The sequence below is a fragment of the Microbacterium sp. LB12 genome (assembly GCF_037150835.1).
Taxonomy (GTDB): Bacteria; Actinomycetota; Actinomycetes; order Actinomycetales; family Microbacteriaceae; genus Microbacterium.
Window position 1 is genome coordinate 322,565 of sequence record NZ_JBBCPF010000001.1, and the last position, 24,831, is coordinate 347,395.

The following is a 24,831-nucleotide window of genomic DNA, read 5'->3' on the forward strand; positions in this document are numbered from 1 at the left end:
CCGCGGTTCCTCCCGACGTGCGTGCACCCTCCCGACAGGTGGACGCGCGGGGGGACGGGCGGACGGGCGCGGGGGGAGGGGTCAGTCCTCCCTCCCATGGACCGGACGGGCGTTCTTGGGAGGAGCGCCGACTTCTTCGACGGTGTGGCCGGTGCATGGCGTCGCGGTGACGCTGGCCCGTTCGATGCGCGACACGGTGAACCACCGCATCGCATCGCGCAGTCGGCACCACCCCACCAGGTACCACTGGGCATTCGTGGAGGCGAACAGCACGGGTTCCACGTCGCGCGTGGTCGTCGCCCCGTCTTGGGCGGTGTAACGGATGCGGGCCACCCGCTGTTCGGCCATCGCCTCCTCCAGTGCGGACCGGATCGCGCGCGACGACGGCGGTGGCGCATCGACCCAGACGCGGTGGGCGAGCTCGTCGGCGCGCGCACGTGTGCGGGGATCGAGGACATCGACGATCTTGCGCACGCCGGCCGCGGCCAGATCGGAGTAGGGGGCGTCGGGTGCCGCGGACACAGCCGCCATGAGAGCCACCGCCTGTGGGGGGGAGAGGCTGACGGGCGGCAAGCTCGCACCGACCGCCAACCCGTACCCGCCACCCGGACCGGGACGGGACCACAGGGGCGCGCCGCTGCGTTCCAGTGCCGCGAGGTCGCGCTTGACGGTGCGGACGGACACGCTGAACTCCCGCGCCAGCCGTTCGGCGGAGGTCCCGTGCGATCCGCTTCGGCGCAGCATCTCCGTCAGGGCGTGCAAGCGCTCGGCGCGCTTCATGCGCAGCGATCCCAGAATTTCATGACATAAATAGTGACACACACCTGCCGGGAGCGTGCCGCACAGTGGACACATGACAACGACGACGCGCACTCCGACCATCCTCTTCATCGCCGGATACTGGCTGGGCGCATGGGCGTGGGACGAGGTCCTCGCGCACCTGCGGTCCACCGATGTCCGCGCGGTGGCGATCACGCTCCCCGGCCTCGATCCCGCCGACCCCGCGCGGGCGACGAGGACCCTCGACGATCAGGCGACGGCGATCTCGGACGCTCTCTCGGAGCTCGGGGTCTCCGCCGATGAGCCGGCGATCATCGTCGTGCACAGTGGGGCCAATGCTCCCGTCAGCGTCGTGCTCGATCGGCATCCCGAGCTCGTCGCGCGGGTGGTGTGGGTGGACTCCGGTCCTGTGAGCCCGGCGCCCGCGTCGGCCGTGGAGCCTCCCACGCAGACCGAGGGGCTGCCCTTGCCGCCGTTCGACGTGCTCGCGCAGGAGGCGAGCCTCGACGGACTGAGCGCGGAGGTGCTCGATCGCTTCCGGACTCGTGCGGTCCCCGAACCGGGGCCGGTGGTCGGGCGTCCTGTCGTGCTCGCGAACGACGACCGTCGCCGGATTCCCACCACCTTCATCTGCTGCTCGATCCGGAGTGCGCAGGTGCAGGAGCTCGCCCAGGCCGGGCATCCGATGTTCGCCGAGGTCGCGACGCTCGAGGACGTCGAGATGGTCGACCTGCCGACGGGGCACTGGCCGATGTGGAGCCGCCCCCGCGACCTCGCCGAACTCGTGCATTCCGCCGCCGTGCGTTCCTGACCCTGGACGGATGTCGGGAGGATGCGCGGATGTCGGGCGGATCGCCGTGGGTGCTCCCGACATGCGTGCACCCTCCCGACAGGTGGACGGGAGGGTGCACGACACCGTGCGGCCGTGGGGCGTGCGGCCGTGGGGCGTGCGGCCGTGGGCCGTGGGGACCGGCGGTCAGGGGGTGTCGGTGGTGAGGTCGTCGAGGTCCATGGTCGCGGCATGAGCTTCGGAACGACGCTCCTCACGACGCTCACGGCGGTCGGCGCGCTTGGCCAGACGACGGTCACGGCTGCGCTCCACGAGCGTGTACAGCACCGGCACCAGCACCAGGGTGAGCAGAGTCGACGATACGAGCCCGCCGATCACCACGATCGCCAGCGGCTTCGAGATGAACACCCCGCCACCGGTCAGCCCGAGCGACATCGGGACCAGCGCGAACACCGTCGCCGCGGCCGTCATCAGGATCGGACGCAGCCGCAGACGGGTGCCGTGCTCCACCGCCTCATCGAGGCTCGCACCGGCGCCCCGGAGGCGGTTCACCAGGTCCATGAGCACGATCGCGTTCGTCACGACGATGCCGATGAGCATCAGCAGACCGATCAGTGCCGGCAGGCCCAGCGGGGTTCCGGTGAGGAGCAGACCGATGATCGCGCCGGTCGCCGCGAACGGGATCGAGATGAGTAGCACGAGCGGCCCGCGGAAGCTGCGGAACGTCGCGATCATGACCAGCAGCACCAGCACGATGGCGCCGAGCATGGCCAGGCCGAGCTGCCCGAACGCCTCATCCTGCTGCGCGGATGCGCCACCCTGCTCGAAGGTCACGCCGTCCGGCAGGTCGATGTCGGCGATGGCCTTGTCGATCGCGCGGCTCGCCGCGGTGAGCGCGCCGTCCTTCGGGGTGACGGTCAGGGTGACCTGACGCTCGCCGTCGGCACGCGTGATGGTCGGAGCGGTGAGCTCCTCCTCGACCGTCGCGATCGCCGAGAGCGGGATCGCCGTGCCGGTGACCTCGGACGCGGCCTTCTGCTCGGCCTGCGTCGCCTCGGCCTCCGCCTGCTGGGTGGCCGCATCGGTCTTCGCCTGACGCAGCGCCTTGATCTGCTCGTCCGCCGCCTTCACGCCGGACTGCGCACCCTCGATCGCGCTCTGCAGGCCGGCGAGCTGCTCGGCACGCTCCTGCTGCGCCTTCAGGACGGCTTCCGTGTCGGGGTCCAGCAGGTCCGCGGGCACGATGGGAGCGGCCGACAGCTCGGCGAGCTGCTTGTTCAGCGTGCCGATCTGCCCGGCGAGCTCGGAGCGCTGCTTCGTGGCGGTGCTGATCTGCGAGTTCAGATCCTTCTCGGCCTTGGCCTGTGCCTCGTCGGCCTTGGCCTGTGCCTTCGCCTCGAGCGCGTCGGCGGCTGCCTTCTGCGCCTCGGCGGTCTGCTGCGGAGTGACGGGCAGCATGATCTCGCCGAGTCGGTCGGCCGTGCGCTCCGAGCCCGGGGTGCGCACGACGATGTCGCGCGTCTGCCCATCGAACATGAGGGTGCCGACGGTCGTGCCGGCGAGAGCGCCCTGCACGGCCTTCGCGATCGTCGCCCGGTCGAAGCCGAGACGCGCGGCCAGGGGCTCGTCCACCTTCACACGCAGCACCGGCTGCTCGCCCGTGAGCTCGCTCTTCACGGAGCGCACGCCCTCGGCTCCGGCGAGCTGCTTCTCGAGCAGGTCGCTCGCGGTGCGCAGCGCCTCCGGATCGTTGCCGGCGATCTGCAGCGCGATGCCGTCGCCGGCTCCTGAGACGAACGCATCCTGCGAGGAGAGTGCGATGTCACCGCCGTCGGGCACGTCGTCGAGCGCATTCTGCACCCGTGCCTCCACCTTCGCGGGCTCGGCGCCCGACTCCAGCTGCAGGTCGTAGGTGATGGAGGTCGGCGTTCCCGGCATCGGGACGGGGATGGAGGTGATGACGTCGGCGACGCCCTCGACTCCGCCGAGCGTCTTCTCGACCGGAGCCGCCGCGGCGACCAGGTCGGCGGAAGCCTCCTTCGGCGGAGTCTGCACGACCTGCAGACTCGCCTGCCCCGAGGATCCGAGGAAGTCGGTCTGGAGGAACGGGGTCATGCCGAGCGTCAGCACCAGCAGCAGGCCCGACACGACGAGCGTGATGGCGGGGTGGCGGCGCGTCGCGTTCAGGGCCGGCATGAACGTGCGCTGCAGACGGTCGGGAGCGGTGTGGATCTCGTCCAGCTCGGACGGCACCGCCTCGTCCCCCGCCTCCAGGGCGGTGTCGGCGTCGCCGGCGACGCGGTGCTTCGGCGCCCTGTTCAGGAACCAGGAGGCCAGCACCGGCACGATCGTGAGCGACACCACGAGCGATGCGATGAGGGCGACGGTGACGGTGATCGCGAACGGGCGGAACAGCTGGCCCGTGACACCGGAGACGAACGCGATCGGCAGGAACACCGCCACCGTGGTGAGGGTCGACGCGGTGATCGCGCCCGCGACCTGCCGCACCGAGGCGACCACACCCTCGACCGTCAGCGGGCCGTCGCCGCGTCGTCTGCTGATGTTCTCGATCACGACGATCGAGTCGTCGACGACGCGCCCGATCGCGATCGTGAGGGCGCCCAGGGTGAGGATGTTGAGCGTGTTGCCGCTCCACCACAGGCCGATCAGCGTGATGAGGAGCGACAGCGGGATCGAGACGGCGGCGATGACGGTGGAGCGCCATGACCGCAGGAACGCCAGGATGACCAGCACCGCGAACAGCAGGCCGAGTCCACCCTCGACGGAGAGGTCGTGGATCGACTGCTCGATGTAGGGGGCCTGGTCGAACAGGGTGACGAACTCGGCGTCGAGGGTGGGCGCGAGGCGGTCGAGCTCGGCGTTCACCCCGTGCGAGATGTCGACCACGTTGGCGCCCTGCGTCGGGGTGACCTGCAGGGTGAGCGCGGGCTTGCCGTTGACGCGGGAGATGGTCTTGGCCGGAACGGTCTCGACCGCGACGTCGGCGAAGTCGGCGACCGTGACGGCTCCGTCGGGTGTGGGCACCGAGAGGGCCTGGATGTCCTCCAGCGTGACCAGGCGCGCGCCGACTGTGACCGAGATGGGGCCGTCGGCGGACTCCGCCTGCCCGGCCGGGAGTGCGGCGCCGTGCGTCTCGAGGAGCGGCCCGAGGGTCGAGGGATCGACCTTCAGCCGGGTCACGTCCGCGGGGCGCAGGTCGATCGTGATCCGCTGCGTCTCCTGGCCGGAGAGCTGGGCGGTCCGCACGCCCGGAACAGCCTGCAGCGCCGGGACCACCGTCTGCTGCAGCGTCTCGCCGAACGCCTCCTGATCGCCGCCGGCGCCTGCGCTCAGCACCATGGCCGGGAGGTCGGCTGCGCCTCCGGACGCCACCTGCACCTCGGAGCCGGCCGGGAGCGTCGCCTTGACGGACTCGGTCGCACTGCGGATGGTGCGCAGCGTCTCCTCGTCGTCCTCCCCGAAGGTCCACTCGACCAGGATCTGCGCGTCGCCGCTGGACGTGGTGGAGGTGACGCTGGTGACGCCGGGCACCGCGCGGACCGCCTGTTCGAGCGGCTCGGTCACGCTGCCGGCCATCTCCTCCGGCGCGAGGCCCTGCGACTGTGCGCTGATGTACGCCGTCGGCGCCTGCATCGACGGCATCAGCTCCTGCTTGAGCGAGTTCATCGCGATGAGACCGAGGGCCACGATCGCGAGTGTCGCGAGCGAGATGATGAGGCGGTTCTTGAGGCTGGCGCGAGTGAGGAACGACATGGAGCGAGAGGGTGCTTTCGGCTGGATCGACGAGATGCGACTGAGCTTCGGCGACACAATCGACGCTTTCGAGCCTCGCCGATCGGTCGGGGCGGGGCATCCTCCTCGGGACTGAACCACCTCCTCCCATGGGGGGAGACAGTTTTTGGATCCAGAATGCAGAGTTCGCGGCGATCATCCGATACTCTCGCTCCCATGGTGCAAACAGGGAACGCCGCGTCGCCCAAGGAACGGGCCGAGGCTCTGCAGAAGCTCGCGCAGCGACACGGAGCCGGATACCGGTCGGTGGGCGCGATGGCGTACGACATCATCCGGGACGCGATCCTCGACGGCACCCTGCCCCCGGGCATGAAGCTGCGGCAGGAGACGCTGGCGGAATCCATCGGCATCTCGCGGCTGCCGATCCGTTCGGCCCTGATCCAGCTCGAAGCCGACGGCCTCGTGATCTTCCACGCCCGTCGCGGCGCGATGGTGCGCGCCCTCTCCGTCGAGGAGGCGACCGAGGTCTACCACCTGCGCACGCTGCTCGAGAAGGACGCGCTGCGCCTGGCGATGGCGGAGATCACCCCCGAACGGATCACCCGGCTGCGCGAGCTCGCGAAGACCGCCGACGACATCTCCGAGGGCGGCGAGTTCGTCGAGGCGCGCACCGAGTTCTACGCGACGCTGTACGACGCGCAGGCCCGTCCGGTGATGTGGGAGATGATCGAGCAGCTGCGGCTGAAGCTCGGTCGCTACGTGCTCGGGTGGCGTCTGGTCTCTCCCGCGGAGCACGACCACTCGCACGGCGAGCTCATCGACGCGGTCGCCGGCGGCGACACGGATGAGGCCCTGCAGGTGCTCGAATCGCACCTGGACCACGTGCGCGACGGCGTGATCGCCCTGCTCGACGCTGCGGCGACCGAGGCCGCCGGCGACGGCAGCTGACACGACGGCACGAGAAGGGGGACCGGCGATCGCTCGCCGGTCCCCCTCGTCGTCTCGGTGGATCAGGTGACGGTGCCGCGACGGGCGAAGCGCGGCTCGCGCCAGATCTCGCTGTGCAGCACGTCTTCCAGCGCATCCACCGCATCCCACACGTCGGTGTAGGACGTATAGAGGGGAGTGAACCCGAAGCGGATGAGGTCGGGAGCGCGGAAGTCCCCGATCACGCCGCGCTCGATCAGCGCCTGCATCACCGCATAGCCGTCCTCGTGACGGAGCGACACCTGGCTTCCGCGACGCGCAGACTCCCGGGGCGTGACCGGCTCGATGCCCCAGCGCGGAGTGAGGCGCGTGTCGACCAGCGACATGAAGAGCTCGGTCAGGCGCAGGCTCTTCTCACGGACGAGGTCCAGATCGACGTCGTCCCAGATGTCGAGGCTCGCCTCCAGGCCCGCCACCGACAACAGCTGCGGGGTGCCGACGCGGAACCGCTCGATGCCCGCGGCGGGGGCATAGTCCACCGTGAAGTCGAACGGCCGGGCATGCCCGTGCCACCCCGTGAGCGCCGGACGCGCCTCGTGATGCCGGGTCGCTGCCCAGATGAACGACGGCGAGCCGGGACCGCCGTTGAGGTACTTGTAGGTGCAGCCGACCGCGAAGTCGGCCTGTGCGCCGTTCAGGTCGATCGGCAGAGCGCCGACGCTGTGGCACAGGTCCCAGACCACGAGGGCGCCGGCCGCATGCACCTTGCGGGTGACCTCGGCCATGTCGTGCATCCGGCCGGTGCGGTAGTCGACCTGGGTGAGCACGACCACCGCGACGTGGTCGTCGAGCACGTCGTCGAGGGTGGGACCGTCGTCCGAGATGAGCCGGCGCTCCAGGGGAGTCCCTCCGCCGAGCAGCTCCTGCACGGCCTCGATCATGTAGAGGTCGGTGGGGAAGTTGCCGCGCTCCGCGACGATCACCCGCCGACCGGGCCGCAGCCGGACCGCAGCGACCACCGCTTGGAACAGGCTCGCCGAGGTCGAGTCGCCGAGCACCGTCTCGCCGGCGGCGGCGCCGATCAGCGGGGCGATGCGGTCGCCGATGGTGCGGGGCTTCGCGAACCAGCCGGCATCGTTCCAACTGCGGATGAGCCCCGTGCCCCACTCCTCGGTGATGACGCGCTGCACATGAGCCTCGGTGTGCCGGGGGAGCGCGCCCAGCGAGTTGCCGTCGAGATAGATCACCCCCTCCGGCAGCACGAAGCGGTCGCGCAGGGGGGCGAGCGGGTCGCTCTCGAGGGCCGTGCAGGTGGCACGGTCGATGGCGGTGCGAAGGGCAGGGGAACTCATCAGGCGGGTCCGTTCGTGTCGTGCGGGGTCAGCGCCCCAGGAAGCGCAGGGCGTTGTCGCGGCGGATGGCGCTCTTCTGCGCCTCGTCGAGGAATTCGGCGCGGTCGACCACGCTGCCGACCGGCCGCTCGCCCAGAGGGTAGGGGTAGTCGCTGCCGACCATGACCTGCGAGGCGCCGAGGGTCTCGACCAGCACCCGCAGGGCGACCGGATCGAAGACGACGCTGTCGACGCTGAAGCGATCGAGATAGGCGGACGGCGGATGCTCGCTCACGCCGATCAGGTCGGGGCGCTGCCGCCACGCGTTCTCGAACCGGCCCAGCCAGAACGCGAACGATCCGCCGCCGTGGGCGAAGGCCAGACGGAGGGTCGACGGCACCCGATCGAAGACACCGCCGAGGATCATCGCGATGATCGACAGGTGCGTCTCGGCGGGCATGCCCGTGAGCCAGCGCGCCATCCAGCGGTCGAGCCGCGGCGAGCCGGCCATGTCCCACGGGTGCACGAACACGGGGATGCCGCGCTCGGCGCAGTGCTGCAGGAAGGTGACCGTGCCCACGTCGTCGAGGTCGCGATCGCCGACGTGGTTGCCGATCTCGACGCCGGCGTGACCCGAGGCGATGGCCCGGTCGGCCTCGACGCACGCGGCATCCGGATCCTGCAACGGCACCTGCGCGAACGGGATCAGCCGATCGGGCGCGGGCGCGCAGATCTCCAGAGCGAGGTCGTTGAAGATGCGGGCGACCTTGACCGCCTCATCGCCGGACTTGTCGTAGGAGAAGAACACGGGCGTGGGGGAGACGACCTGCATCTCGACGCCGTCGGCATCCATGTCGGCCAGGCGCACGGAGGCATCCCAGCAGTCGGCGCCGATGCGACGGAACTCGGTCTCGCCGAGCATGATCATCGCCTCGCGCGCGGAGTCCACGCGCAGCGTCGGCCAGACACCCGGCCCGACCTGCGATGACAGGTCGGGCCAGGCGTTCGGCACGAAGTGCGTGTGGACGTCGATCGTGCCCAAGGGGGCTCAGCCCTTGCCGGGGTGGACGGCGCCGCACTCGGGGCAGGTGCGTCCCTCTTCGCTCTCGTAGAAGTCACGGAACACGGGCGGGAGATCCTCGACGATGTCGCGCACCTGCAGCTCGACCTCGTGCACCTTGGCGTTGCAGTTCGGGCAGAACCAGGCGAACTTCTCCAGCGTGCCCTCTTCACGGATGCGCTCGATCACGATGCCGATCGAGCCCTCCTCCGGACGCTGCGGGGAGTGGAACACGTTGCCGGGGAGCAGCCACATCTCGCCCTCGCGGATGTCGATGCGGCGCAGGCCCTCGGGCGTCTGGATGTTCACGTGCATGTTGCCGCGGTACTGGTAGAACCACTCCTCGTACGGGTCGAAGTGGAAGTCGGTGCGCTGGTTCGGGCCGCCGACGACCTGCACGATGAAGTCGCCCATGGGCGTCCACGCGGCCTTGTTGTTGACCGGCGGCTTCAGGAGATGCTCGTTCTCCTTGATCCATGCGGGGAAATCGATGACGGGTGGGATGGTGGGTGCGGTGGTGCTCATTTCTCCTCCTCGAGAGTGGCAGCGGTGGTGCGGTCGGTGGTCGTTGCTGGTCGGCGTGCGATCGCCTGGATCTCGATGCGCAGGTGCGGATGCGGCAGGGCGTGCACGGCGACCGTGGTGCGCGCGGGACCCTGTTCGTCGAAGAACTCGGCCCACACGGCGTTGTACGCGGCGAAGTCGTTCATGTCGACGAGGAAGCTGGTCGCCTGCACGAGGTCGTCGAGCGTGCACCCGGCGGCGGCGAGCACCGCGCGGATGTTCTCGATGACCGCGCGGGTCTGCACCGCGATGTCGAGACGCGTGGCACCGAACTCGTCGACCTCGGCGCCCGCGATCGTGTTGTCGGGGCGCCGGCTCGACGTGCCCGAGACGAACACCAGGTCGCCGGAGACCTTCGCATGCGGGAAACGGCCTCGGGGCGTGGCTTTGCCCTCGACGAGGATGCCGCGGGATTCGGTCATCGTGCTCCCTCCTGGGTGCGGCTCTGCGCCCCGTCGTGCGTGCGGATGCCGACGCGTCCGAGCCCGGCGACGGTCGCCTCGACCATGCCGTTGTCGGGCAGCGGGACGGCGGCGGTCGCGGCTCCGGCGAGAAGTACCGAGCCCGCACGCAGCGTGAACCCATGGCGGGCGGCGAGTCGGGCGGCTGCGGCGATCGCGCGACCGGGGTCGCCGAGGATCGCGGCGGTGGAGCCCGTGGCGGTGACCCTGCCGTCGACCTCGAGCCGCACCGCGCGGTTGTCGAGCGCACCCGCACGGTCGAACGGGGTCCACGGTCCGGTCGCATACGCGGCGGCCGAGGTGTTGTCGGCCACGACGTCGGAGAGGCTGAAGCGGAAGTCGCGGTACCGCGAGTCGATGATCTCCAGTGCCGGAGCCACAGCGGCGACGACCTCGGACAGCGGCCGATCGCCCGCGGATCCGTCGAGGTCTGCCGCGAGGAGGTAGGCGACCTCGGGCTCGATGCGCGGGTGGATGGCGGAGCGTCGGTCGAACTCGGCGCCGTCGTCGAGGCGCATCGCATCGGTGAGGGTGCCGATGATGACATCGTGCACGCCCATCTGCTGCGCCTTCGCCTGACTCGTGAAGCCGAGCTTGAGACCGCTGACGCGCTCGCCGCGGGCCAGTCGACGGGCGATGAGCGCGTGCTGCGTGGCGTAGGCGGTGTCGAGGCTCAGCTGGTCGTCGTCGGAGAGCTGGCTGATGGCGGTGGCGGTGCGCTGTGCGGTGTCGAGCGCCGCGGCGAACACGGCATCGGCGGTCATGCCGGCACCCCCGCGCGGGCGGCGACGAGGTCGAGCGCGACATCGACGATCATGTCCTCCTGACCGCCCACCATGCGGCGGCGACCGAGCTCGACGAGGATGTCGCGGGCGTCGAGGTCGTGCTTCTCGGCCGCGCGCTCGGCGTGCAGCAGGAAGCTCGAGTACACGCCCGCGTAGCCGAGCGTGAGCGTCTCGCGGTCGACCCGCACCGGACGGCGCTGCAGCGGACGCACCAGCTCCTCCGCGGCATCCTGCAGCGCGAACAGGTCGCAGCCGTGCTCCCAGCCGAGCAGGTCGGCCACCGCGATGAACGCCTCGATGGGGCAGTTGCCCGCCCCGGCACCCTGGCCGGCGAGCGAGGCGTCGACCCGGTACACGCCGTGCTCGATGGCCGTGACGCTGTTGGCGACGCTCAGCGACAGGTTCTCGTGCGCGTGGATGCCGATCTGCGTGTCGGGGTGGAGCACCTCGCGGTAGGCGTCGACGCGGTCGGCGACGTCGCGCATCGTGAGACGCCCTCCGGAGTCGGTGACGTACACGCAGTGCGCGCCCGCCGCCTCCATGATCTTCGCCTGCTCGGCGAGCCCGCGCGGATCGTTCAGGTGGCTCATCATCAGGAAGCCGGAGACATCCATGCCGTGCTCCCGCGCCCACGTGATGTGCTGGATCGCGACGTCGGCCTCGGTGCAGTGCGTCGCCACCCGCACGCTCGCGACGCCGAGGTCGCGGGCACGGGAGAGGTCGTCGATCGTGCCGATGCCCGGCAGGATCAACGTGGTCAGCACGGCGCGGTCGAGCACCTCGGCCGCCGCCTCGATCCACTGCCAGTCGGTGTGCGCCCCCTGTCCGTAGGCGACGCTCGAACCGCCGAGGCCGTCGCCGTGCGCGACCTCGATCGCGTCGACGCCCGCCGCCTCGAGAGCACGGGCGATGTCCTGCACCTGCTCGGTCGTGTAGCCGTGGCCGATGGCGTGCATGCCGTCGCGGAGAGTGACGTCCTGCACGTACACGCGCTCAGTGGTGCTCATGCGGGAACCCCCGTCCGTTCGGCGACGAGACGTTCGGCCGTGCGCAGGGCGGCCGAGGTCATGATGTCGAGATTGCCCGCGTACTCCGGAAGATAGTGCCCGGCGCCCGCCACCTCCAGCAGCACGGTCACGCGCGTGCCGCGGAACGGCCGGTCGAGTGCGGGCACGAAGGCCTCGTCGACCGCGTCGAACTGCACCTGCTGCTTGAGGCGGTACCCGCCGACGTACGCCTGCACGTCGGCGACCATGTCGGCCACCGAGGCGCTGACGGCCTCGCGATCCAACTGCTCGGGGTCGCCCTCGACCAGGCAGAACACGGTGTCGCGCATGATGAGCGGCGGGTCGGCGGGGTTGAGCACGATGATGGCCTTGCCGTGGTCGGCGCCGCCGATCACCTCCAGCGCCCGTGCGGTGGTCTCGGTGAACTCGTCGATGTTGGCCCGTGTTCCAGGGCCGGCGGACTTCGAGGCGATCGACGCGACGATCTCGGCATAGGCGACCGGGGCGACCCGCGACACCGCGGCCACCATCGGCACCGTGGCCTGGCCGCCGCACGTCACCATGTTCACGTTCGTCGCATCGAGGTGCGCGTCGAGGTTCACGACCGGCACGACGTAGGGGCCGATCGCGGCGGGGGTCAGGTCGACCATGAGGCGTCCGGCGTTGCGCACGAGCGCGTCGTTGCGGGCGTGGGCGCCGGCCGAGGTCGCGTCGAAGACGAGCTCGACGTCGGCGAACTCGGGCATCGCGATCAGTCCGTCCACGCCCTCGTGGGTCGTGGCGACACCGAGCCGTCGCGCGCGGGCGAGCCCGTCGGACTGCTCGTCGATGCCGGCCATCGCGACGACGTGCAGCGTGGTGGAGAGCCGTTTGACCTTGATGAGCAGGTCGGTCCCGATGTTGCCGGAGCCGATGATGGCGATGCCGACGGTCATGCCGCGGCTCCTTCCGTCGAAGTACCGGATGCCGCGCCGAAGAAGTCCGCGCGCACCTCGCCGAGGCCGTCGAGTCGGGCCCGATACACGCCGGCGGTCGCATCGACCATGGGGCCGAGCGCGCCGGACAGGATGACCTCGCCCGCCCGCAGCGGCTGCCCGCGTCGAGCCACCTCGCGCGCCAGCCAGGCCACCGCGATCACCGGGCTGCCCAGGCACGCGGCGCCCGAGCCCGTCGACACCGGGCGGCCGTCGCGGTCGAGGGTCATGCCCACCTCGGTCAGGTCGAACCCGTCGAGGCGTCGCGGGGTGGTGCCGAGCACGACGGCTCCACTGGAGGCGTTGTCGGCGATGGTGTCGGTGATGCGGATGTCCCATCCGGCGACGCGCGAGTCGACGATCTCGATCGCCGGGAGCACGAACGCCGTGGCACGGATGACGTCGGCCACGTGCGTGGTGGGGGAGTCGAGGTCGCTGCCGAGCACGAAGGCGACCTCGGCCTCGGCGCGCGGCTGCAGGAAGCGCGCGAGGTCGATCGGCTCGCGGTCGGCGTGCATCATGTCGTCGAGCAGCACCCCGTAGTCGGGGCTGTCCACGCCGAGCTGTGTCTGCACCACGGGAGAGGTGAGACCGATCTTGCGCCCGACGACGCGGCGGCCGTCGTCGAGCCGTCGGGCGATGCCGAGCGACTGCACCGCGTAGGCCGCGTCCTGATCCGTCTCCCCGAGCAGGTCGCGCACCGGTGCGCACGGCCGACCCGATGCGGTCGCCGCACGCAGGCGCTCGTCCGCGGTGCGGATGGCGTCGGAGTCGGGGATGCCGGTCACAGCTGCACGCACACGTTCGTCGGCTCGGTGTAGAACTCGAGCGAGTGGTGACCGCCCTCGCGGCCGATGCCGGAGAGCCCGACTCCGCCGAACGGGCTGCGCAGGTCGCGCAGGTACCAGGTGTTGACCCACGACATCCCGGTGCGCATCTGCTGTGCCACACGGTGTCCGCGGGTGAGGTCGGTGGTCCAGGTCACGGCGGCGAGGCCGTAGTCGGTGTCGTTCGCCAGCGCGATCGCCTCCTCCTCGGTGTCGAAGGGGATGAGGGCGGCGACCGGGCCGAACACCTCTTCGCGCACGGTGCGGTGGCTGTTGTCGAGGCCGGTCCACAGGGTGGGTTCGATCCAGGAGCCGCCGTCGAGACCGCCGCCGAGCGTGGGGATGCCGCCGCCGGCGAGCACGGTCGCGCCCTCCGACGCGGCGAGGTCGAAGTACGACAGGACCTTCTCGCGGTGGGCCTGCGAGATGAGGGGTCCGGTGGTCGTCGCCGGGTCTTCGGGGCGGCCGAGGCGCAGGCGTGCGGCGTGCTCGGCGAGACCCGCCGCGACATCGTCGAACACGGAGCGCTCGACGTAGATGCGCTCGGTGCACAGGCACACCTGGCCGGTGTTCAGATAGGTGGAGCGGGCGAGCCCGGCGACGGCCGCGTCGAGGTCGGCATCCGCGAACACGAGTGCCGCGTTCTTGCCGCCCAGCTCGAACGAGACCGGTCGCACGCGCGGGGCGACCGCCCGCATGATGGCGGACCCGGTGGACGATTCGCCCGTGAACGTGACGCCGTCGATGCCCGGGTGCGTCGTGAGCGCCTCGCCCGCGGAGTCGGCGCCGAAACCGTGCACGACGTTCACGACACCGGCCGGCACTCCCGCCTCGGCGAGGATCTCGGCCAGCAGCGTGGCCGACGACGGGGTCTCCTCCGAGGGCTTGATGACGACCGTGTTGCCGGTGGCGAGAGCCGGAGCGAGCTTCCACGTGAGCAGCAGGAGCGGCAGGTTCCACGGCACGATCACCGCGACCACGCCGAGCGGCTTGCGCACCGCGTAGTTCAGCGCGCGGCGGCCGTCGGGCAGTTCGGTGAGGAACGAGTCGAGTCCGGCCGTCGAGACGGTGTCGGCGAAGGAGCGGAAGTTCGCGGCAGCACGGGCCACGTCGAGGTCGCGGGCGAGGGCCTCGGGCTTTCCGGTGTCGCCCACCTCGGCCGCCACGAGCTCGTCGGCACGGCGGTCGATCGCGTCGGCGACCCCGCGCAGCAGGCGGGCGCGCTCGGCGACCGTCATGCGCCCCCACGGTCCGTCGAAGGCGGCACGGGCCGCGGCCACCGCACGGTCGACCTGCTCGGTCCCGGCTTCGTGCACCTCGGCGATGACGGAGCCGTCGATCGGGCTGATCTTCGTGAAGGTCGCGACGCCCTCCACTCGCTCGCCGGCGATCATGTTGTGGATCGCGCGGGGCGCTCGCGCCGGCTCCGCGGCACGGAGGGGAGGCGTCATCGTCTCGGAAGGCATGGGCTCAGGCTAAGAAGGTTCGAGGGATGCCGACAAATACTCTCTTGATGCACTGCCATGCCCATACGGCTATAGTCCCGACCATGGTCACTGATCGCCTGCTCGACGGCCGCGTCAAGATCCGGCACCTCGTCCTCGTCACCGCCATCGCCGACCAGGGCACCCTGGTGCGCGCCGCCGAGTCGCTGCACATCACCCAGCCCGTGGTCACCCGCGGCCTGCGCGAGGTGGAGGAGGTACTGGGCGTCCCCCTGTTCGAGCGCATGCCGCGCGGGGTCAAGCCCACCCCGTACGGCGTCTCGTTCATCGAACGCGCCCGCTCGGTGCTCGCGGAGCTGCGGGCCGCGGGGGAGGAGGTGCGGCTGCTGCAGTCCGGTCAGCTCGGCACCGTCACGGTCGGCACGCACCTCGCCGGGTCGAACCTGCTGCTGCCTCGGGCCATCGCCGCGCTCAAGGCCGAGCATCCGCGGCTCACGGTGGTGGTGCGCGAGGGCACGCCCGACACCCTGCAGCAGCTGCTGCTCGCGGGCGACCTCGACCTCACGGTGGGGCGGCTATCGCCGACGGTGCCGGTGCGGCTCGATCAGGAACGCCTGCACCAGGAACCGATCCGGCTGGTCGCGCGGGCCGGGCATCCGGTGCTCGGCGGCGTCAAGGCGAACTCCCTCGCCGAGCTGATCGCCTATCCGTGGATCTTCCCGGTCGCGCAGACGGCGCTGCGGGCCGAGCTCGAGGCGGTCTTCTTCCACGAGGGGCTGCCCCTCCCGCCCGACCGCGTCGAGTGCACGTCGATGCTGACGCTGCGCACGCTGCTCATCTCGACCGACGTGATCGCGGCGCTTCCGATGTTCATCGCGGTCGACGATCGCGAACTGCGCATCCTGCCCACACCCCTCAGCTCCATCCGCCGCTCCGTCGGGGTCACGCTGCCCAAGGATCGGGCGCCGTCGCCCGCGGCATCCGCCCTGTTGGGGCACCTGCGCGAAGAGGGAGCACGGCTGGCGGAGTTCGAACGCGAGTACGCGCAGACGGAGCCGCGCCCCGCCGCCTGATATGCCCATACGGTCATAGCTCTGACCCGTATGGATATTGGACAGCATCGCTCTGGCGGGGTGAATCTGAGGAGACGACACGACGTCGTGACGATCTCACCCGATTCAGCCAATGGAGGCGACATGGCCGGCTCTCCCTACGTGCCCGATGCGAAGAAGTACCGCCCGGAGGATTTCCAGCGCGTCGAGGGCGAACCGGCCGATCCCGATCCCGCGAGCTGGGGCATGCAGCCCGACGGCACCTTCCTGCCGCCGGCGCACACGCCGTCCGTTCCGCGCGACGTGTTCATCGACTGGCCCGGTCAGCTCGACTACCGCGACCCCGAGACCTACACGCTCAACGCGACCGCCGAGGCGTTCTACCCGATCGTCGTGAACACGAGCCACTCGTGGCAGTGCATCTACGACTGGGATGGTCGCCGCCTCATGCTGCACTACGGCGGCGGCAACCACTGGAAGCTGTACGACATCACCGACCCGCGCGACCTCACCATCGTCGATGAGGAGCAATGGGGCTGGGACGACCCGCGCCCGCAGTTCGGCGCCACGACCGTGCAGTGGAACCAGCAGCTCGGCAAGTACATCGCGATCCAGGCGAGCGAGACCCCGCGGTACTTCCTCAAGGGGCGGGTCGCCAACAAGTGGATCGATGACACGGTCGAGGGTCAGCTGAAGGAGTGGGAGGGTCTGCGCGGGTTCCGCACCTGGGAGATGAACGGCCCCAGCCCCCGCGACTGGACCCTCATCACCGAGGTCTCGACCGACCCGAACCACGGGCCGGATGAGATCCAGGAGGGCAACGGCGTGCTCGACCTGCCCGTCTACTACGGCGACAAGTACCTGTTCGTGGCGACCGCACCGGACAACACCTTTACCAATCAGCCGTACAAGACCACCCTGTGGACCGCTGGTCACGCCGCCTACGACGTGTCCGATCCGGCGAAGCCCGAGCTGCTCTCGACGTGGTGGGTCCCCGGTTCCCGTGCCGGCGAGGAAGCCGACTCGGAGTACCTCGCCGACAACGAGCGCTGGAACAACAAGACGTCGTGGTTCGGTTCGCGCATGGGCATCTTCCTGCCCCGCTCGGTCGAGTCCGGGTGGAAGTACGGCTACGCCGCCCAGGGGGGTCAGGGCTTCTTCGTGCTCGACGTGTCCGACCCGACGAACATCCACCACGTCGGCTGGTGCCACCTCCCGGTGAGCGTCGCCGGCACCGAGGGTGACAACGTCGACACCACCCAGGTCGAGGAGACGGGCTACGTCTACGTCTCGGGCTACCCGATGAACACGGACTGCTACGAGCCGGCCAAGGAGATCTACCAGATCGACGTGTCCGACCCGACGAACCCCCGGGTCGTGCGCACGCTTCCGCGTCCCACACCGCCCGCAGAGGCGGCCTTCACCGACTGGGCGCAGCGCCGCGGGTCGTTCGGCCCCAAGCGCTCGGGCTACTTCACCAACACCGGCACGCCGCACGGCGGGGTCATCCCCTACGCGTTCTACGCCGCGGGGCTGCAGATCTTCGACGTGCGCGACCCGGAGAACCCGAAGGTCGGCGCGTACTTCGTGCCGCCGATCGGTCTCAAGGACGACGATGACCTCGCCGCCCCGGTGCACGGCATCTTCGTGGAGTGGGACCGCAACGTGATCTGGCTGTTCGCCAACCACGGCATCTACGCGGTCTCGACCCCGCTGCTGGGCGAGCCGGTCGTGGGACTCCCGTCCGCCGACGCCTGACCCTCTGAACTCCGGTGTCCGTCCTCCACACAAGGGGCTGAGCGGACGGACACCGGATCGGTACCCGACGCATCCCGATCCCTCCCGAAAGCGATCCATGAACCAGAACGTCAGGCCATGGCCGGCCCTGTGGGCGCTGTGCATCGGCTTCTTCATGATCCTCGTCGACACGACGATCGTGGCGATCGCCAATCCGGTCATCCTCGCGGCCTTCGACGCCGACCTCACGACGGTCATCTGGGTCACGAGCGCCTACCTGCTCGCCTACGCGGTGCCGCTGTTGATCACCGGCCGGCTCGGTGATCGGTTCGGCCCCAAGCGGGTCTACCTCGCAGGGCTCGTGCTGTTCACGCTCGCCTCGCTCGCGTGCGGGCTCTCCGGCAGCATCGAGATGCTCATCGCGGCACGAGCGGTGCAGGGCTTCGGCGCCGCACTGATGACGCCGCAGACGATGGCGATCATCGCCCGGGTGTTCCCGCCGCGCGGTCGCGGCCAGGCGATGGGCGCGTGGGGTGCGGTCGGCGGACTCGCCACCCTCGTCGGACCCATCCTCGGCGGCGTGCTCACCGACACGGTCGGCTGGGAGTGGATCTTCTTCGTGAACGTGCCCGTCGGGATCGTCGCCTTCGTGGTCGCCTGGCGTCTGGTGCCGGATCTCGAGGGGCACCCGCACCGGTTCGACTGGATCGGTGTGCTCCTCTCCGGCGCGGGTCTGTTCCTGCTGGTGTTCGGCATCCAGGAGGGCGAGGTCTACGACTGGGGGTGATGTTCGGCCCGATCACGGTGTGGGGGGTGATCGTCACCGGGGCGATCCTGCTGGTGCTCTTCGTCGTGTGGCAGCGCGTCAACCCGGCCGAGCCGCTCATGCCGCTGAGCCTGTTCCGCGACCGCAACTTCTCGGTGGCGAACGCCACGATCTTCCTCGTGGGCGTCGGCATCACGGCGATGCCGGTTCCGCTCGCGTTCTACTTCCAGGTCGCCCGCGGCCTCGACCCGACGCTCGCGGCCCTCATGCTCGCCCCGATGGCGGTCGTGTCGGGCGTGCTCGGACCGTTCGTCGGCAAGCTGAGCGACCGGGTCGGCCCGCGGTGGGTGACGTTCGCCGCCTTCGTCACCTCCGCGGTCGCGATGGCCTGGTATGCGTCGACCATGACGGTCGACGCCCCGTTCTGGCTGCTTCTCCTTCCCTCGGCGCTGTTGGGCGTCGGCGTCTCGGGCATGTTCGGTCCGCTGGCCTCGACGGCCACCCGCAACCTGCCGCACACACAGGCCGGCGCAGGGTCCGGCGTCTACTCCACGACGAGGCAGATGGGATCCGTGATCGGATCGGCGCTGCTGGCCGTGTTGATGAACGTGACGCTGGCCGCGCACATCACGGGCTTCGTGCCCGGGGCGATCCACCCGGGGAGCGAGTTGTCGACGCAGGACGGGATCGGACTGGCGACAGCCATGGCGCAGTCGCTGCTGCTCTCCGCCATCGCCTTCGCGGTGTGCGCGATCGTCGTGGTCTTCTTCGAGAAGCCGCGGCCCTGGGGTGCTCCGGCTGCGCCGCAGACGGCGGGTTCTGTTGTGAGAGAGGGACGATGATGGCGGCGATCGCAGTGGATCCAACATCCAGAAAGACGAAAAAGGAGAAGGCTCCGATGACGGTCAGATCCGGAGGCGGACGACTCGTCGTCGATGCCCTGAAGAAGGACTACGAGCTCGACGGCGCCGCCGTCCCCGTGGTCAAGGACGTCACCTTCACGATCGAGCCGGGCATGTTCTACTCGCTGCTCGGTCCGTCCGGCTGCGGCAAGACGACCACGCTGCGCTGCGTCGCGGGCCTCGAACGGAGCAACGGCGGCGTCATCTCGCTCGACGGCGGCGTGCTCTCCACCGGTACCGAACACGTCTCGCCCGACAAGCGCGACATCGGGATGGTGTTCCAGAACTACGCGATCTGGCCGCACATGACCGTCTTCGCCAACGCGATCTTCCCGCTGCAGGTGGCGGGGTCGCGCCTGCCCAAGCAGGAGGCCCGCAAGCGCGCCATGGAAGCGCTCGAACTCGTGCAGCTCGACCACCTCGCGCAGCGCCCGGCCACCGCACTGTCCGGTGGCCAGCAGCAGCGACTCGCCCTCGCCCGCGCCCTCGCGCACCGGCCGCGGCTGCTACTGCTCGACGAGCCGCTGTCGAACCTCGACGCCAAGCTGCGCGACACCATGCGCAACGAGCTGCGCAGCCTGCAGCGCAGCCTCGGCATCAGCGCCCTCTACGTGACGCACGACCAGTCCGAGGCGCTGTCGATGTCGGATCGGGTCGCCGTGATGAACGGCGGGCGCATCGTGCAGGAGGCATCGCCCCGCGAGCTCTACGACCAGCCCGCCGACCGCTTCGTGGCGGACTTCGTCGGCCGTGCCAACATGTTCCCCGCGGTCGTGGTCGACCGCGACGGCGCCGGCGACGCCGTGGTCGAAGCGCTCGGCACCCGGCTGCGCACGCCCGTGCCCGACGACGTCTCCGCGGGCGACGAGGTCACCCTGACGTTCCGCCCCGAGACCGTGCGCTGGCACGAGACCGCGGCCGATCGTCCCAACGTGCTGCCCGTGCGCATCGTGCGGGTCGAGTTCCTCGGCGAGATCGTCGAGTACGAGGCCGAGGTGCTCACCGACGGAGACCCCGTCGGTACGATCGTCGGCCGCGGCGCACCGCTTCAGACACCCCCCGAGGGCGGCAGGGTCTTCCTCGAACTGGTCCCGCACGCCTGCCGCGCGCTGGCTGCATGACGTAACCCGCACCACACCCGCAATCACACACCTGATGTCAGAGAGGACATTCGGATCATGAAGAGAACATTGGGAGCTGTCGCCGTCACGGCGGTCTTCGCGCTCGCCCTGAGCGGTTGCGCGACGCAGGGCGGCGCCGCCGATGGCGACAGCGTGCCGAAGGGCGACGCGGCCGCATCGGCCGCCTGCGATGCCGTGGAGATCGGAGCGATCACCCGCTGCGAGAACTTCTACGACGACTACTGGCCCGAGATCGACAAGCAGCTCGACGCCCTCTACGAGGAGGCGAAGAAGGCCGATGGCGGCACGCTGGTCATCTGGGACTGGTACGAGCTGTCGCCCGACGTGATCGAGCAGTTCAACAAGCGCTTCCCCGACATCAAGGTCGAGACCAGGGGTCTCACGTACAACCTGTCGTCGGCGATCATCTCGGCCAAGGCGACCGGATCGCGCAACACCGACGTGGTGTCCGGCTCGATCACCTCGATGGCGGCGATGTACGACGAGGGCTTCTGGGAGAAGGTCGACTGGTCGAGCTTCGGCGTGCCGAAGGAGTTCCTCACCATCGGTGCCCCCGAGCTCATGCCGGACAGCATCAACGGCACCCTCATGCAGTACAACACCGAGAAGGTGCAGACCGTCCCCGAGACGCTCGACGGGCTGCTCGCCCCCGAGTACAAGGACAAGGTCTCGGTCGCCGGCTACAACGCGGTGGTCTTCGCCGGATACGGCATGGCTGAGGGCGAGGACAAGATGGTCTCGCTGATCGGCGACCTGCTGTCGTCCGGCAACCTGAAGCTCCTGGAGGACCAGGGTGCGCCGCTGTCGAGCGGCGATGTGCCGATCGCACTGAACCAGACGCTGTTCAACCCGAACCCGGCCCTGCAGGTGTCGCCGTTCGAGCATGCGGGTGTCTGGGCGCAGTTCTCCGGCGTCAACTCCGACGCGAAGAACAAGCCGGGTGCGGCGCTGTGGACGCTGTGGAATGCGTTCGACCCCGACTGGATCACACTCCGCATGACGGATGAGCGCTTCGCGAGCACCCAGGTGCCGTTCGCCGGACTCCCGGCGGCGACGTTCGGCGAGGCCACCGGGCTGATGAAGACGAACTCCGACGCGCTCCTCCTCGGCCTCCAGAACGGTGCCGAGACCGAGACGCAGGCCACTCGTGACGACTGGCAGGCCATGATCAACGCCGCCGACAAGGCGCTGAACGGATAACGATGTTCAAGGCAGGACGGACCACGGGGCGAAAGCGCCCCACCTCGATGACGATCGCGATGATCGTCTCGGGCGCGGTCATCTTCATCCTTCTCGCGGTACCGCTGATCGTTCAGGTGATCACCGCGTTCCGTGGTCCGTTCCTGCCCTTCGGCGTCTCGTCGGCGAAATGGGGTGTCGAGAACTTCGTCACCCTGTGGCAGCTGCGCGAGGATTTCTGGGGCGTGCTCGGCGCGACCGGCGCCTTCGTCGGCGGCTCCACGCTGCTCACGCTCCTGATGGCCTTCGGTCTCGCCTGGGTCACCGTCCGCACCGATGCACCGTGGCGTCGGCTGATCTCGGTGCTCGTGATCGTGCCGTACATCATCCCGCCGATCGTCAAGGCGCAGGCCTACCTGCTGATGCTGTCGCCCGAATCGGGCGTGCTGAACCAGCTGCTGCGCCTGCTGCCGTTCGCGAGCGACGTGCCGATCGACCCGTACGCGTTCCCGACGATGATCTTCATCCAGGCGCTCACCAACGTCACCTTCCCGTACCTGATGATCGTGCCGATCCTGACGAACATGGACGGCTCGCTCGAGGAGTCGGCGCGGGTGTCGGGGGCTTCGTGGCCGCAGACGCTGCGCCGGGTGACCCTGCCGATGCTGTGGCCGGGGCTGCTCGGCGTGACCGTGCTCACGTTCATCCTGGGTCTCGGCAGCCTCGAGGTGCCGCTGCTGTTCGGGCAGGAGTCGGGGCGCAACATCTTCGCCCTCAAGCTCTGGACGCTCATCAGCTCCAATGCGGGCGAGCTGCCGCAGTACGGTCTGGCCGCCGCGTGGGGGCTCGTGTTCCTGGTGATCACGACCGTCGCGTTCGCGATCTACCTCAGGGCGACGCGCAACGCCGAGCGTCGGGCGTCGGTGTCGGGCAAGGGGTTCCGGCCCTCGACCATGCGCATGGGGCCGTGGAAGATCCCGGTCATGGTGCTCGTGGCCGTGTTCGTGCTGCTCACCGGCATCCTTCCGCTGCTCGCGCTGCTGTGGGCGGCGATCACCCCCTACCCGGTGGCGTTCTCGTGGGATGCGATGCTCAGTCAGACCGACTTCGGCGCCTTCGGCGTCGTGCTCGCGGATCCGGAGTTCTGGGTGTCGCTCGGACGCACGGTGCTCATCGCGGGCGGCAGCGCCACGATCGCGGTCGTGTTCGCGACGGTGCTCGCCTACGGCATCGCCCGGAGCAAGAAGACCGGGTGGATCAAGGCCATGGACCTGTTCGCCTCGTCGTCGGTCGCGATCCCCGCGACCATCGCCGGCTTCGCGATGTTCCTCACCTTCATGGTGATCAACCCCTACATCCCGATCGCCGGCACGCTGCTGGCGCTCGTGATCGCCTACTCGTACCGGGTGTCGATCGCCTATCGCTCGTCGTACAGTGCGACGCTGCAGATCCGTCCGGAGCTGGAGGAGGCGGCTCTCACCAGCGGTGCCAGTCGCTTCGAGGGGTTCCGCCGCATCATCGCACCGCTGCTGATGCCCACCGTGATGGCCGTGTGGATCCAGATGTTCATCCTCGGCACGAACGAGTTCACGCTCCCGGCGTTCCTGGCGACCCCGTCGTCGCGTCCGTTGTCGATGTACATCTACGCCATGATCAACCCCAGGTCGGCGCAGCTGTATGCGCCGGATCAGGGTGCGGCGATGGCGCTGATCTTCACGCTCATGGTGTTCGCGATCGGGTATGGACTGCAGTGGGCGCTGTCCCGCCGCGCCATCGGTCGTGCGCGCAAGTCGGTCTCCGCGGGTCTGCCCGACCTCGCCGCGACCCCGACGCCTGCGGATGCGGGATCGGCCACGGTGACGTTGGCGGTGCAGCGGCAGAAGCACTGACGCACCTCCCGCCCCACCCGCCCCAGCCCGCGCCCGCCCCCGCCCCGCCCCCTGATCCGCGCAAGGCGGGATCAGATTCGCACCCTCAGGCGGGCTTGGGGGCGCGCTATTGATCCCGGCAGCGGGCTTCCGCACGCATCCGCTGGGGCCGGTGTCCGCGCTATCGCGTTCTGCCTTTCCGTGCCCACACTTCGATCAGGTAGAGGATGACCACGCAGCCGAGCCAGATGGCCAGCATGACTGTGGGTTGAGAGGGATTCCCCTGCAGGAGGACAGCCACCGCCACGACGCTGATCGTGAGCACCGCGAAAGTGAGGCGGGTTGCGCGAGCGCGGAGCTTCTCCCGTGGCGGCAGGGCGTTTCCGTGCCTATCCCGATCAGGCATCTCGGCTGCGCTCATGGTCCCTTGCACCACGCCTGCCCCGCCCACGTCCAGTACACCCAGATCCCTCGGCCCGCCTGATTGCACAGAAGGAGCGCCGACCCGACGATGAGCGCGGGGCCCGCCATACCGACGTATCCAGCTACGCCGGCCGAAGCGAGGGCGACGTTGACGCGCGATGCGGACCACCATTCCTTCCCACCCCACCAATATGTGGGGTCGGCCACGATCGGGTAGCTGAAGTCGCCAGCGGCGTGGTCGACCACTTGGATGAGGGTGGTGCCCTCGACCTCGTAGTGGGTCGGCACGGCGGTGCCGTCGGCGTCCACAGCCCACGGAGCGCTTGTCGTGATCAGCGGCTTACCCTCGACGTCGGAGATGACAGCGGTGCTGTCCTGGTTCAGAGTGACTGATCCGCCTCGCGGGACGTCGATCTGGTATGCGAACGAAGACGGGGCATCGGCAGAAGTGATGGTGGTCAGCATCTGAACGCCGTTGTCGACGGGGACGACAGCGTTCGCGGCCCCGTTTCCTGAAGGGTAGATGATCGCACCTGACTCCGACGTGATGGCAGTCGAGGCCTCGCCGGCCTCGGGCAATCCGATTGCCACGGACGTGGTGCCGGCCGTGACCTCAACACCATCGGAAGGGTCCTGAGGAACGCTCACGCTCCCACCTTCGCCGTCGACCACGGCCGCAGCCGTGCTCGTGGTCGAACCATCGACCGCAGGCTCGACACGTAGGGAACTCGCACCAGACAATGCGTTCTCGACTTCTGTGGCCGATACTTCAGTGTCGTCATCGGACGCATAGGCCGGTCCGATCGACGCGAGTGACAACGCCAGGGTGGCCCCGAGTGCGCCAATCCACAATCGTCGCTTGAACCGCCTGGGTTCTCCCGGGGCGGGAGGAACCGTCCGAGCCGATCCGTCCGTGAGTGTCATCTGAGTCCGCATTGTGGCCATCCGTCCTTCATCGGCAGTTCTGGCTTCCAGAGTTCGCATGTAGAACTTTACTTGTTGAATATGGACATATCCACCTCATTTGTGGACAGATGCGGCCTTGCTCGCCGACCCAC

19 protein-coding genes and 1 pseudogene are annotated in these 24,831 nt (G+C 69.5%); 8 read left to right on the forward strand and 12 right to left on the reverse strand.

Going from position 1 to position 24,831, the window contains the following annotated elements:
• Nucleotides 1-81: 81 nt before the first annotated feature.
• Entirely contained in the window at nt 82-780 is a 699-nt protein-coding gene (locus WFM69_RS01560; RefSeq protein WP_337002075.1) for a helix-turn-helix transcriptional regulator, read from the reverse strand.
• Between the two features lie 73 nt (nt 781-853).
• Here WFM69_RS01560 and WFM69_RS01565 point away from each other — a divergent pair, with 73 nt between their 5' ends.
• Nucleotides 854-1,591, forward strand: coding sequence for an alpha/beta fold hydrolase (locus tag WFM69_RS01565; RefSeq protein WP_337000961.1), 738 nt, complete (start codon nt 854-856; stop codon nt 1,589-1,591).
• A 165-nt stretch (nt 1,592-1,756) separates the two neighbouring features.
• Here WFM69_RS01565 and WFM69_RS01570 read toward each other — a convergent pair whose 3' ends face one another.
• Complete coding sequence (locus WFM69_RS01570) at nt 1,757-5,344, reverse strand: efflux RND transporter permease subunit (RefSeq protein WP_337000963.1); 3,588 nt, start codon at nt 5,342-5,344, stop codon at nt 1,757-1,759.
• A 195-nt stretch (nt 5,345-5,539) separates the two neighbouring features.
• On the opposite strand from WFM69_RS01570, the gene WFM69_RS01575 reads away from it, so the two are divergent.
• Nucleotides 5,540-6,271, forward strand: a complete 732-nt coding sequence (locus WFM69_RS01575; RefSeq protein ID WP_337000965.1) for a GntR family transcriptional regulator — start codon at nt 5,540-5,542, stop codon at nt 6,269-6,271.
• Between the two features lie 62 nt (nt 6,272-6,333).
• On the opposite strand, the gene kynU is transcribed toward WFM69_RS01575, so the two are convergent.
• The 9 genes from kynU to WFM69_RS01620 are packed head-to-tail and all read right to left on the reverse strand — an operon-like array spanning nt 6,334 to nt 14,725.
• On the reverse strand, nt 6,334-7,602 hold the full coding sequence (gene kynU / locus WFM69_RS01580; protein ID WP_337000967.1) for a kynureninase: 1,269 nt from the start codon (nt 7,600-7,602) through the stop codon (nt 6,334-6,336).
• Between the two features lie 28 nt (nt 7,603-7,630).
• Nucleotides 7,631-8,623 (reverse strand): amidohydrolase family protein, encoded by a 993-nt coding sequence (locus WFM69_RS01585; protein ID WP_337000969.1) that lies wholly within the window; start codon nt 8,621-8,623, stop codon nt 7,631-7,633.
• A 6-nt stretch (nt 8,624-8,629) separates the two neighbouring features.
• Nucleotides 8,630-9,166 carry a 3-hydroxyanthranilate 3,4-dioxygenase gene (locus tag WFM69_RS01590; RefSeq protein ID WP_337000971.1) on the reverse strand — a complete coding sequence of 179 codons (537 nt, stop codon included), beginning with the start codon at nt 9,164-9,166 and terminating at the stop codon, nt 8,630-8,632.
• The gene (locus WFM69_RS01595; RefSeq protein ID WP_337000973.1) at nt 9,163-9,627 is read right to left on the reverse strand and encodes a RidA family protein; all 465 of its coding nucleotides are present in this window, start codon (nt 9,625-9,627) and stop codon (nt 9,163-9,165) included. The genes WFM69_RS01590 and WFM69_RS01595 overlap by 4 nt, the downstream gene beginning before the upstream one ends.
• Entirely contained in the window at nt 9,624-10,430 is an 807-nt protein-coding gene (locus WFM69_RS01600) for a 2-keto-4-pentenoate hydratase (protein WP_337000975.1), read from the reverse strand. The genes WFM69_RS01595 and WFM69_RS01600 overlap by 4 nt, the downstream gene beginning before the upstream one ends.
• On the reverse strand, nt 10,427-11,458 hold the full coding sequence (dmpG, locus tag WFM69_RS01605) for a 4-hydroxy-2-oxovalerate aldolase (RefSeq protein WP_337000977.1): 1,032 nt from the start codon (nt 11,456-11,458) through the stop codon (nt 10,427-10,429). The genes WFM69_RS01600 and dmpG overlap by 4 nt, the downstream gene beginning before the upstream one ends.
• Nucleotides 11,455-12,393 carry an acetaldehyde dehydrogenase (acetylating) gene (locus tag WFM69_RS01610; RefSeq protein WP_337000979.1) on the reverse strand — a complete coding sequence of 313 codons (939 nt, stop codon included), beginning with the start codon at nt 12,391-12,393 and terminating at the stop codon, nt 11,455-11,457. The genes dmpG and WFM69_RS01610 overlap by 4 nt, the downstream gene beginning before the upstream one ends.
• Nucleotides 12,390-13,220 (reverse strand): 2-keto-4-pentenoate hydratase, encoded by an 831-nt coding sequence (locus WFM69_RS01615; protein WP_337000981.1) that lies wholly within the window; start codon nt 13,218-13,220, stop codon nt 12,390-12,392. The genes WFM69_RS01610 and WFM69_RS01615 overlap by 4 nt, the downstream gene beginning before the upstream one ends.
• On the reverse strand, nt 13,217-14,725 hold the full coding sequence (locus WFM69_RS01620; protein WP_337000983.1) for a 2-hydroxymuconic semialdehyde dehydrogenase: 1,509 nt from the start codon (nt 14,723-14,725) through the stop codon (nt 13,217-13,219). Before WFM69_RS01620 ends, WFM69_RS01615 begins: the two co-directional genes overlap by 4 nt.
• Before the next feature lie 83 nt (nt 14,726-14,808).
• Here WFM69_RS01620 and WFM69_RS01625 point away from each other — a divergent pair, with 83 nt between their 5' ends.
• The 6 genes and pseudogenes from WFM69_RS01625 to WFM69_RS01650 all read left to right on the forward strand — a co-directional run bounded on the left by WFM69_RS01625 (nt 14,809) and on the right by WFM69_RS01650 (nt 23,371).
• The gene (locus WFM69_RS01625) at nt 14,809-15,777 is read left to right on the forward strand and encodes a LysR substrate-binding domain-containing protein (RefSeq protein WP_337000985.1); all 969 of its coding nucleotides are present in this window, start codon (nt 14,809-14,811) and stop codon (nt 15,775-15,777) included.
• Nucleotides 15,778-15,900: 123 nt separating this feature from the next.
• A complete protein-coding gene (locus WFM69_RS01630; RefSeq protein ID WP_337000987.1) occupies nt 15,901-17,514 on the forward strand; it encodes an LVIVD repeat-containing protein in 1,614 nt (537 codons plus the stop codon).
• 97 nt (nt 17,515-17,611) lie between these two features.
• Nucleotides 17,612-19,101 (forward strand): annotated as a pseudogene (locus WFM69_RS01635) (DHA2 family efflux MFS transporter permease subunit).
• A gap of 56 nt (nt 19,102-19,157) precedes the next feature.
• The gene (locus WFM69_RS01640) at nt 19,158-20,282 is read left to right on the forward strand and encodes an ABC transporter ATP-binding protein (RefSeq protein ID WP_337000989.1); all 1,125 of its coding nucleotides are present in this window, start codon (nt 19,158-19,160) and stop codon (nt 20,280-20,282) included.
• A 57-nt stretch (nt 20,283-20,339) separates the two neighbouring features.
• A complete protein-coding gene (locus WFM69_RS01645) occupies nt 20,340-21,503 on the forward strand; it encodes an ABC transporter substrate-binding protein (protein ID WP_337000991.1) in 1,164 nt (387 codons plus the stop codon).
• Nucleotides 21,504-21,505: 2 nt separating this feature from the next.
• Nucleotides 21,506-23,371, forward strand: a complete 1,866-nt coding sequence (locus tag WFM69_RS01650; protein ID WP_337000993.1) for an ABC transporter permease — start codon at nt 21,506-21,508, stop codon at nt 23,369-23,371.
• A gap of 396 nt (nt 23,372-23,767) precedes the next feature.
• On the opposite strand, the gene WFM69_RS01655 is transcribed toward WFM69_RS01650, so the two are convergent.
• Complete coding sequence (locus WFM69_RS01655) at nt 23,768-24,421, reverse strand: hypothetical protein (RefSeq protein WP_337000995.1); 654 nt, start codon at nt 24,419-24,421, stop codon at nt 23,768-23,770.
• Nucleotides 24,422-24,831: the final 410 nt, after the last annotated feature.